At 69.5% G+C, this 9,415-nt stretch carries 14 protein-coding genes; 11 read left to right on the top strand and 3 right to left on the bottom strand.

Annotation, left to right across the window (positions count from 1 at the left end):
- Together Q8Q88_RS13400 and Q8Q88_RS13395 are read left to right on the top strand one after the other, a co-directional pair.
- Positions 1 to 400: acyl-CoA dehydrogenase family protein (locus Q8Q88_RS13400; RefSeq protein WP_305585211.1), on the top strand; the 400-nt coding region annotated here is incomplete at its 5' end.
- Positions 401 to 519: 119 nt separating this feature from the next.
- The gene (locus Q8Q88_RS13395) at positions 520 to 969 is read left to right on the top strand and encodes an excalibur calcium-binding domain-containing protein (protein ID WP_305675685.1); all 450 of its coding nucleotides are present in this window, start codon (positions 520 to 522) and stop codon (positions 967 to 969) included.
- Positions 970 to 1,003: 34 nt separating this feature from the next.
- On the opposite strand, the gene Q8Q88_RS13390 is transcribed toward Q8Q88_RS13395, so the two are convergent.
- Positions 1,004 to 1,636: a Type 1 glutamine amidotransferase-like domain-containing protein gene (locus Q8Q88_RS13390; RefSeq protein ID WP_305675684.1), complete on the bottom strand. Its 633-nt coding sequence runs from the start codon at positions 1,634 to 1,636 to the stop codon at positions 1,004 to 1,006.
- A gap of 198 nt (positions 1,637 to 1,834) precedes the next feature.
- Here Q8Q88_RS13390 and Q8Q88_RS13385 point away from each other — a divergent pair, with 198 nt between their 5' ends.
- From Q8Q88_RS13385 to Q8Q88_RS13370, 4 genes are all read left to right on the top strand, one after another.
- Positions 1,835 to 2,386, top strand: a complete 552-nt coding sequence (locus Q8Q88_RS13385) for a group 1 truncated hemoglobin (RefSeq protein WP_305675683.1) — start codon at positions 1,835 to 1,837, stop codon at positions 2,384 to 2,386.
- 94 nt (positions 2,387 to 2,480) lie between these two features.
- Positions 2,481 to 3,152, top strand: coding sequence for a hypothetical protein (locus Q8Q88_RS13380; protein ID WP_305675682.1), 672 nt, complete (start codon positions 2,481 to 2,483; stop codon positions 3,150 to 3,152).
- Between the two features lie 250 nt (positions 3,153 to 3,402).
- On the top strand, positions 3,403 to 4,524 hold the full coding sequence (locus Q8Q88_RS13375; RefSeq protein WP_305675681.1) for a serine hydrolase: 1,122 nt from the start codon (positions 3,403 to 3,405) through the stop codon (positions 4,522 to 4,524).
- Between the two features lie 84 nt (positions 4,525 to 4,608).
- Positions 4,609 to 5,559, top strand: a complete 951-nt coding sequence (locus tag Q8Q88_RS13370) for an amidohydrolase family protein (RefSeq protein ID WP_305675680.1) — start codon at positions 4,609 to 4,611, stop codon at positions 5,557 to 5,559.
- Here the strand turns inward: Q8Q88_RS13370 and Q8Q88_RS13365 are convergent.
- Positions 5,556 to 6,161, bottom strand: coding sequence for a glutathione S-transferase family protein (locus Q8Q88_RS13365; RefSeq protein ID WP_305675679.1), 606 nt, complete (start codon positions 6,159 to 6,161; stop codon positions 5,556 to 5,558). The two genes, Q8Q88_RS13370 and Q8Q88_RS13365, sit on opposite strands and share 4 nt — an antisense overlap.
- A 148-nt stretch (positions 6,162 to 6,309) precedes the next feature.
- Here Q8Q88_RS13365 and Q8Q88_RS13360 point away from each other — a divergent pair, with 148 nt between their 5' ends.
- From Q8Q88_RS13360 to Q8Q88_RS13345, 4 genes are all read left to right on the top strand, one after another.
- Positions 6,310 to 6,759: a hypothetical protein gene (locus tag Q8Q88_RS13360; protein WP_305675687.1), complete on the top strand. Its 450-nt coding sequence runs from the start codon at positions 6,310 to 6,312 to the stop codon at positions 6,757 to 6,759.
- A complete protein-coding gene (locus tag Q8Q88_RS13355) occupies positions 6,687 to 7,082 on the top strand; it encodes a BlaI/MecI/CopY family transcriptional regulator (RefSeq protein ID WP_305675686.1) in 396 nt (131 codons plus the stop codon). The genes Q8Q88_RS13360 and Q8Q88_RS13355 overlap by 73 nt, the downstream gene beginning before the upstream one ends.
- Positions 7,083 to 7,164: 82 nt before the next feature.
- Positions 7,165 to 7,503, top strand: a complete 339-nt coding sequence (locus Q8Q88_RS13350) for a hypothetical protein (protein WP_305675678.1) — start codon at positions 7,165 to 7,167, stop codon at positions 7,501 to 7,503.
- A 287-nt stretch (positions 7,504 to 7,790) separates the two neighbouring features.
- Positions 7,791 to 8,453 carry a PEPxxWA-CTERM sorting domain-containing protein gene (locus Q8Q88_RS13345; protein WP_305675677.1) on the top strand — a complete coding sequence of 221 codons (663 nt, stop codon included), beginning with the start codon at positions 7,791 to 7,793 and terminating at the stop codon, positions 8,451 to 8,453.
- 84 nt (positions 8,454 to 8,537) lie between these two features.
- Here the strand turns inward: Q8Q88_RS13345 and Q8Q88_RS13340 are convergent, their stop codons facing one another.
- Positions 8,538 to 8,957 carry a DUF1801 domain-containing protein gene (locus Q8Q88_RS13340; protein WP_305675676.1) on the bottom strand — a complete coding sequence of 140 codons (420 nt, stop codon included), beginning with the start codon at positions 8,955 to 8,957 and terminating at the stop codon, positions 8,538 to 8,540.
- A 110-nt stretch (positions 8,958 to 9,067) separates the two neighbouring features.
- On the opposite strand from Q8Q88_RS13340, the gene Q8Q88_RS13335 reads away from it, so the two are divergent.
- The gene (locus Q8Q88_RS13335) at positions 9,068 to 9,280 is read left to right on the top strand and encodes an alkylphosphonate utilization protein (RefSeq protein ID WP_254835983.1); all 213 of its coding nucleotides are present in this window, start codon (positions 9,068 to 9,070) and stop codon (positions 9,278 to 9,280) included.
- The last annotated feature ends 135 nt before the right edge of the window (positions 9,281 to 9,415 follow it).

Raw genomic sequence — 9,415 nt, 5'->3', positions numbered from 1 at the left:
CGAGATGCTGGGCGCCGCGGTCCAGGCCTTCGAGGTCACCCTCGACTACCTCAAGGTCCGCGTGCAGTTCGGCCAGGTGATCGGCTCCTTCCAGGCCCTGCAGCACCGCGCGGCCAAGATGTTCACCGACCTGGAACTGGCCCGCTCGGCCGTCGAAGCCGCCCTCCAGGCGATCGACGCCGGCAGCCCCGACGTGCCGGAGCTCGTCTCGCTCGCCAAGGCCAAGATGGGCGACACCTTCCACCTGGTGAGCAACGAAATGGTCCAGATGCACGGCGGCATCGGCATGACCGACGCCCACGACGCGGGCTTCTACCTCAAGCGCGCCCGGGCCTGCGAAGCCGCCTTCGGCAGCCAGAGCTACCACCGGGATCGCTACGCGAAGATCCAGGGATACTAGGCGCTACGCTTCGACCCCCGGCTTGCCGGGGGTCGGGGTTCTAGCTGTGAGATTGGGGAGCCCCGTCGGCGCGAGCCGGCGGGGTTTCTTAATTGGCGGCGGCCGGAAGTTGTGCGGAAGTGGGGCGAAAGCTCTGCCGTGCAGGACGGAGGTCCGACATCCGCGCCAGCCTGCCCAATCCACGCGACACCAAGCCGTTCGCTCGGCGAGGACGCCCGGCCCGGGCCCAGACGCGCGCGCAGCGCCGGGTCCAGGCCTGGCTGACCGGCTTCTGCATCGTCTGCGCCGGGGTGATCCTGGTGCTGCTGGACCAGCTCAATCCCCAGGTCCGGCCGGCGATGATCGCCGCCCTGCGCGACCCGGCGATGGACTTGGCGGGGCCTTACCGGAATTGCAGCGCCGCCAACGCCGCGGGGTTCTATTCCATCCCGGTGTCGTCGCCGGCCTACTCGCCGCATCAGGACCGGGATGGGGATGGGTTCGCGTGCGAGCCGATCAACGGCGGTGGGCCGGAGGCGGGCGTTGGGCGGATTGCTCGGCGGGTGGTGGAGCGGGCTCGGGCGTTCTAGGGCGCTGCGCAACCGACGCCCACGACGCGGGCCTCTATCTCAAGCGCGCGCGGACCACCGCCTCGCCGTCCCTGAGGGTGCGGTGAGCTATCCCCTGCTCCGTCATCCAGGCCGCGGCGCGGGCGGCGGCTTCGGACTCAGCGTGGTCCGAGGCGAAGTGGGGGACGATGGCGAAGTCGACGAGGCCCAGGCCCTCCCAGATCGGCGCGGGGTCGTAGCCGGGGGCGACGGTGTCGGGCTCGTCCATGAGGTGGAGGCCGCGCAGGGTCGCGCCGGCCACGCAGGCGCCGGCGCTCCAGCCGCCATAGACGAGGCTGTCGTCCGCCAGGCGCCGGATGAGGATCTCGTCGAGGCCGCTCTGGGCCATGGCGCGGCGGAGCAGGAAGGCGTTGCCGCCGACGCTCCAGACCAGGTCCACGCCGGCCAGGGCGCGGTCGAGCTCGGCGGGCTTTCCGAAATAGTCGCGCAGGTCGAGGGGCTCGGCCGCCAGGCCCGCGTCGCGGAGGTCGGCGACCGGGTCGTGGACTTGCGCCGCGTAGGCGCGGCGGTCGGCGTCGGGGATCAGGTCCAGGGCGTTGGAGACCACCGCCGCCCGCGCGCCAGGGCCCGCGAGGTCGAGCAGGGGCTGGACCGTGTCCGTGCGGTAGGAGGCTAGATAGAGGCGCATGGGCGGGTCGCTCCATCCGGTGTTTCGAAATACTGGATCGGCGACCGGACCCTTCGACGCCGGCGGCCATTCCTCTCCTATCCTGGCCGCCCCCGCATCGCTGGGGGAGCTTTTCCTTGAGCGAGGGCTGTCGCCTCGCCTCTCATATGAAGGTCTACGCCAAGCGGCCTGGCGCACCCATCATCAAGGATGATGACCATGGCGCATGATTTTTCGACGTCCATCCCAAGACGAAGCGTGGTCGCGCTGACCCTGACCGCCGCCTCGGCGGCCGTGCTGGCGGCGACGGACAGGGCGTACGCGCAGCCCAAGCCCGCCGCGCCCGAGAAGAGCCTGTACGACCGGCTGGGCGGCGTCTTCGCCATCGCCGCGGTGGTGGATCACTTCAGCGACGCGGTGGTGAAGAACCCTGTCGTCGGTAAGGGGTCCAAGAACCCGCAACTGGCGGAATGGCACACCAAGACCCTGGACCGGCTGCCCGGCCTGAAGTTCATGCGGACGCTGTGGGTCTGCAAGGTGTCGGGCGGACCCTTCGAGTACACGGCCACCAAGCCCGGGGCGACGCCGCTCGGTCTCGAGGCGGCCCACCGCGACCTGCGGATCTCGCCCGCCGAATTCGACGAGGTCGCCGCGGAACTCGGACGGAGCCTGGACTTCGCCAAGGTCCCGAAGCCCGAGAAGGCCGAGGTCCTGGCCGCCTTCGCCGCGCACAAGGGCGAGGTGACGGCCGGCTACACCGCGCGGGGCTGAGGGGCTCGACGTCCGCGTCCGGTGAGGGTCGTGGTGGAGAAATGTTCTGTGTTTGTTCTTGTCCGGTCCGTCGTTTGCGGCTAAGCTTCAGGACGTGAGCTACAACTTCGCCGACCGCTGGAGGCCGCCGCGCGAACGGCCCGTGCCGGAGATGGACCATGTCGGCGGGCCGCCGGTCTCGCAGTACCAGCGGAAGTTCGCCGAGGTGATCTGTGCGCGGCTGGAGGTCGGCGAGACGCTGAACTCCATCGCCGCCGATCCCTACATGCCCTGCCGGAAGACCATCCGGCGCTGGCTTCAAGTGCGTCCCGAGTTCGCGCGGATGTACGCCGCCGTGCGCGCCCACCTGTCCGAGGGCAAGGTGCAGAACCGGCGGCTGAAGCATGTGAGCGACGCCTGGCGCATTCCGCACGAGGTGCGGCTGGGCCTGCGGCGCAAGCCCGGCGGCGGGCGGCGCAGCACCTATGACCGGGCGTGGGCGCGGCGGTTCTGCAAGCGGGTGGCCCTGGGCGAGCCGGTGAGCGCCATCGTCAAGGACCCGAAGATGCCGTCCTCCAAGCAGGTCTATTCCTGGCTGAAGCGGCAGGAGGAGTTCCTCGACATGTACATCGCCGCCAAGGCCGAGCATCGGAACTGGACGGAGTTCGAGATCGAGAATCTGGTGATGAGCGTGGAGCCGCACACCCTGAAGGAGACCAAGGAAGAGGTGGCGCGGCTGGAGGCCTGGATCGGGCGGCTGACGCCGAAGGTCTATCGGGCGCGCTGAGGGGCAGCCGGGCGGCGCGGTCGTCAGATGCTCCCCCTCTGGGGGAGCTCCAGGCCGAATGGCCGGGTGAGGGGGACTGACATGTCCTTCGTCAGTAGACCGTCGGCTCTCCGTAAGAGGCAAAGTCCCCCTCAGGCCCTCCGGGCCAGCTCCCCCAGAGGGGGCGCATCTTTGGACCCCTCAGCGGATCGCAGAGTTCATGGCCAAAGCTTTAGCTGACGGAGCGGCGTCGATCCCCTAGGCCTCGTCCATGACCTCCAGACGCACCCTGCTTGCGGGCCTCGCCGCCCTCACCGTCCCGCTTCCCGCCCGCGCGGCCGAGCCCTCGGTCCTGGCCACGGCCCTGGCGGGGACGGCGACGCCGGGCATGGCGGCCATGGTGATCCGCGACTTCCGGGCCGAGCCGGAACAGGTGGCCGGCGTCCGGCGGCTGGGCGACGCCAAGGCCGCGGCGCGCGGCGCGCGCTGGCACCTGGGCTCCAACGGCAAGGCGATGACCGCGACCCTGGTGGCGCGGCTGGTGGAGCGTGAGGCGCTGGCCTGGGACCGGCCGCTGGAGAAGATGCTTCCCGCCCTGGCGGCGGGGATGCGGCCGGAATACCGGGCCGTGACCCTGCCCGACCTGCTGTCGCACCATGCCAGCCTGCCGGAGAACCATGACGACACGGCCTATTTCAACACGTTCTTCACCGACAGGGCGTCGATGACGGCGCAGCGGCTGCGCTATATCGGAACCGCGCTGGGCGATGCGCCGATCGGGCCGGTGCGGGGCGAGCCGTCCTATTCCAACACCGGCCTGCTGATCGCCGCGGCCTGCGCCGAACAGGCCACGGGCCAGGCCTTCGAGAGCCTGATCGCCAAGGAGGTGTTCCGGCCGCTGGGGATCAAGTCGTTCAGCTTCGACCAGCACGGCGGGCGCGCCGAGCCCTGCGGCCATGTGGAGGGCCGCGCGGCCGACCGGCCGTTCGACGCCAATCCGAAGATGTTCGCCCCTGCCGGGGCCATGCGCATGAGCCTTGGTGACTGGTCCCGGTTCTGCATCGACCAGATGCAGGGCGAGCATGGGCGAGGCCGGCTGCTGAAGGCCGAGGGCTACCGGTTCCTGCACGCGCCGCAAGGAAGCGGCGGTGCGCGAGGCTGGGCGCTGGGCTGGGGCGCGGCCGACCGCGCGGCCGGGCGCAAGGGGCCGGCGCTGACCCACTCGGGCTCGGACGGCAACTGGTACGCCCTGGTGATCCTGTTCCCGCAGACCGGGAACGGGGTGCTGGTCGCCGCCAACGCCGCCGACAGCATGGGCGGCGACAAGGCGAGCCTGGCGGCGCTGCGGGCGCTGGCGGCCACGGTGGCGGAACCGGCGCCGCCGGCGGCCTGAACGGCTGACGGGCGCGCGGGGGACGGCTAGGGTCGGGGCATTGGGGCCCCTGGCCCGCCGATTCATTTTTCCCGAGAGCGCCTCATGCAGATCATCGATTTCGAATGCGACACCCCCACCAAGGAGGCGGTCGAGGACACCGTGCGGCTGATCCAGTCGGGGCGGGGCTTCGACAAGGAGGGCTACGCCCAGCAGATGGCGCCCGGCTGGGCCGCCCAGATCGGCATGAGCCTGGACGAGTTCAACGAGGCCAAGGCGACGCAGGGGCTGACGGCCCTGGCGCTGAAGCTGTGCGAGGTCGACATGGGCCGGGCCATGAGCCACGCCCAGGTGATCGCCATGCTGGACGAGGCCGGCGTGGCGCGGGCCTGCATCGGAAACGCCGGGCGCCGCGCCAGCAATGAGGACGTGGCCAAGTTCGCCGCGGAATATCCCGACCGGCTGATCCCCTGGTTCCGCATCTGGGGCGAGGAGGGCGAGGCCGGGGTGGCGGCCCTGGAGCACGGGGTGCGCGAGCTGGGGGTCAAGGGCTTCGAGGTCTCGTCCTATCGCGAGGGGCGCTACATCAACGATCCGGCCTATTGGCCCTTCCTGGCCAAGTGCGTGGAGCTGGGGATCCCGGCGCGGATCACCGCGGGGCTGCACCTGCTGTCGGACCGGCCCTACGACTATGCGCACCCGAAATACCTCGACGAGGTGGCGGTGCGGTTCCCGGAGCTGAAGATCGTGGCGGGGCTGTCGGGCTGGCCCTGGGCGGCGGAGACCTGCGCCATCGCCTCGCGCCACCGCCACCTCTACATCGACTTCGCCTGCCGGCGGGTGAAGCACATGCTGGCGCCGGGGGCGGGCTACGAGGCCCTAGTCTATTACGGAGCCCGCAATCTGCAGGACAAGGTGATCTTCGGCTCCGGCTGGGGGACGCACATGATCCCGCTCGCCCAGCTGGTGGCCGAGACCGACGAGCTGCCGCTGAAGGACAGCGTCCGCGCCAAGTGGATGGGCGGCAATGCGGCCCGGGTGCTGGGGCTCGACTAACCCCCCATCGCGCCATAGGGGCAGAGCCGCCGGGCCAGCAGGCGTTCGCCATAGGCGCTGAGGTGGGGCAGGTCGGCGGTGATGCCTTGCATATGACCCCAGGCGACGGCGTAGCCGACGAAGATGTCGGTGACCGAGAAGCGGTCCTCCACCAGCCAGGTCTTGCCGGCCAAGGCGCCGTCGAGGACGGCCAGGCCGCGCTTGGCCTCCTTGGCGTTCTGCTCATAGACGGCGGGGACGCGCTCCTCCTCCGAATAGATGAACAGGTTGCGCGCGGTGTGCCAGAGATTGGCCTCCACCTCGGCCAGGGTGAAGGCGGTCCACTGGTCGTGCAGGGCGCGCGCCCAGGTCCCGGAGGGGGCGATCAGTCCGGCGTCCGGATGGCTGTCGGCCAGCCAGTTGCAGATGGCGGCGGACTCGAACAGCGGCCGGCCGTCGTCGCGCAGGGCCGGCAGCTTGGACATGGGGTGGATCTCGGCGAGCGCCGGGAGGGCGAACACCTCCTGCCCCGCGATGCTCTCGAAGGGGACGCCGAGCTCCAGCAGGGTCCAGCGGACGCGGGCCGAGCGGGTGGGGGCGAATTCATAGAGGGTGATGGTCATAGGCGGGCTCCTTGGCGGGCGGCCTGGACGGGCCGCTGTCGTGCCAAGGACGAATAGCGGGGTGGGGAGCCGACACCTTCATGCGCTTGACACTTGAATTTACGCACGTAGTCTAATTTGACTACAGACGTAATCCTTGGAGGTCCCGATGGCTCGACGCCTTGTCACCCTATCCCTGGCGCTCGCCGCCGCGCCGGCCGCGGCCCAGGCCGCGCCGCTCACCGTGGGGGCGGTGTTTGCGAACGCCCACCCGATCGTCCAGGGGGTGATGGCGGTGCTGATCGCCTGCAGCGTCGCTGCGGTGATCGTCGGCGCGCGCAAGGTGGCCTCGGGGCCGCACCTGGCCGGCGGCTCGGCCTTCCTGTCGGGGCTGCGGCTGGGCGGGCCGCTGATCGGCTGCCTGGGCGCGGCCTATACGGCGCTGATGATCTTCCTCGGCATCTCCAACGTGCCATCGCCGGCGCCGATGAAGGTGATCGCGCCCGGCCTGGCGGAGGTGACCCTGATGCTGGGCCTGGGCCTGCTCTGCGGGGTGGTGGCGGTGATCGCCAACTGGGCGGTGGAGGCGCGCATCGACCGCGCGGTGCTGCGATCCTGACCAAGCCCCCTGGCCGGCTGCATGTCACCGAGGCCGAGAGCGAGGTGCTGGGCGCCCTCTGGCGGCGGGGGCCGATGTCCTTCGCCAGCCTGATCGAAGAGGTGACCTCGGTGCAGAGCTGGGGCGGGGCGACGGTGAAGACCCTGCTCGGCCGGCTGATGCGCAAGGGGCTGATCGCCTCGGAGCGCGCGGACGGCCGGCAGTTCTACCGGCCGACCATCACCCGCGACGACTATGTGGCCTCGGAGATCCAGGCCCTGGCCGACCGGCTGTTCGACGGCGATGTCGAGGCGCTGGCGCGAAAGCTGACGGCGCGGGACTAGCAGGGCGGCCCCGGCGCTCATCAACAACGGTCCGGAAACCCTATTGCCGAATACTGTCCGCCGACGGAGCGGAGAGACGGACGTGGGCTATTACCATTTCTGGCTGCTGAACGAGGCCGACGAGCGCACCGAGGGGCTGGACCTGCCCTGTGAGGCCGACCGGGAGGCGTGGCTGGTGGCCGATCGCCTGCTGGCCGAGTGCCGGTCCGTGGAGATCTGGAACGAGCACGAACTGATCGGCCGGATCGGCGCCGCGCCGGCGGCCGTGGTGGACGGCCTGGACTTCGTCTGGCCGGCCAAGCCGGTCAAGCGCCGGACCCGCGCCCAGGCGCCCGCCAAGCCCCAGCGCCGGCCCGCCCCCGACCGCCGGAGGCGGATTTCCGCGACTGTTGAATTCGCCTCGCCTCCCAACCGCGAATAGTGCTCGATCGGCGGCGAAACACCACCTGTTGACACGTGACCACCGTATCCGAGCCGCCGACAACTCGGCGTCTCGGGCCGTCGGCCCGCCCCATCGAGACGGACATTTCTAGCATCGGGCGAATCTCGGACGACGACTCACGAAAATGTTCCACCAACTGAGGCTCTACACGGCGAAAACATGGTTGTGAGCCACCCTTAACAGTTTACTAACCATTGCCGTGGGGCTAACGATGTTATCTGAAGACACTTGAGCTTCGGGTGTCTACGGCTGATAGGGGCTTTGAAATGAGTAGCAAATTCAAACTAGCGGCCGTCGCCGCTACAGCGTTTGTCGCCTTCGGCGCCTCGGCGCAGGCCGCCGTGACGATCCACTCGTATGTGAGCTACCAGGCGGCGGTGAACGGCGACGAATACCTGGTCACCGACTTCGGCCTGCCGTTCACCCTGGCTTCTGGCTGGGCGCTGGGCGGTACGGCGACGTTGCTGACCGGCACGTCCGGCCTCGGCGCGGCTCCGGCCTTCGGTCCGACCGATCCGGGCGACGACGACCCGACGCAATATCTCAGCGTGCAGGGCAGTCAGGTGGCGACCTTCACGGCGCCGAACGTCTCCCGGGTGAGCATGTATATCGGCTCGCTCGACGACTATAACTCGATCACCTTCTATCTGAAGGGCGGCGGCAGCCAGGTCATTACCGGCTTCCAGCTGGGCGCGGTCTCCGGCGCCAATGACGGGGATCGTCAGCAGGCCGACACCAACGGCCGGTTCACCTTCTACTCGACGGACAACATCATCGGCTTCGACCTGAACTCGACGACCAACTCGTTCGAGCTCAGCAATATCGGCGCGGCGGTTCCGGAACCGGCCACCTGGGCGATGATGATCATCGGCTTCGGCGCGGTGGGCTCCATGGTCCGCAGCCAGCGCCGCAAGCAAGCGCTCGCCTAGCACCGCCTCGCGGCCGGGTGTTCGCGCCCGGCCGTTCCTCCACCACATGTCCGCCGCGGCCTCTCCTCCGAGGCCGCGGCGTTTTTATTCGGGATAGGCCGTCCGCATATAGGCCAGGGACTCCGCCACCAGCTCCTCCAGCACCGAGAGGTCCACGTCCGAGAGGCGCTTCAGATAGAGGCAGCCCTTGCCCGTCGTGTGCGGGCCCAGGCGCGCCATCAGCTCTTCGTGGCGCGCGAAGCCGCCGCCGATATCGAGGGTCAGCGCGGCCTTGCGGGGCGAGAAGCCGACCCGCAAGCTGTCGCCTTCCCGCCCGCTGTCATAGCGGTAGTGATAGGTCCCGAAGCCGACGATGTTGGGCCCCCAGAGGGTGGGCGGCCAGCCGCTGACCCGGTGCATGATCTCGCTGACCGCGCGGGCGTCGGCCTGGCGGGCCGGCGGCGTGATCGCCGACAGGAAGGCCTCCACATCGGCCGCCGTGGGCTGGGTCTTGTTCTGGGCCATCCGCGGCTCCCTGGCTGGAGCCCCATCCTGGCCGCGAAATCCGGTCCGGTGAAGACCTTGTCGCCCCGCGCTCCAGCCCCTAAAGCAGGCTCCGGCAGGGAGCGCTAGGCATGGACGTCAGGGACAGCAACGGAACGATCCTGGTCGACGGCGACTCCGTCACCCTGATCAAGGACCTCAAGGTGAAGGGGACCTCGGTGACCCTGAAGCGCGGGACCCTGGTCAGGAACATCCGCCTGACCGGCGACGAGGGCGAGATCGAGGCCCGGGTCGAGAAAATCCGCGACCTGGTCCTGAAGACCGAGTTCGTGAAGAAGGCCTAGCAGGCTGTTGAAGAAGTCTCTCGGCGGGCGATGAAGTTGGCTTCGTCGCCGCGGTGGAAGCAGATTTGGCCCTTGAGGGAGCCGTCGGGCTGGCGGTCGGCCGAGCCGTGGCCTTGGGCCTCGTCCATCTCGTTG

This window comes from Phenylobacterium sp., assembly GCF_030697925.1.
GTDB lineage: Bacteria > Pseudomonadota > Alphaproteobacteria > Caulobacterales > Caulobacteraceae > Phenylobacterium.
This window is presented reverse-complemented; position numbering and strand designations above follow the sequence as displayed.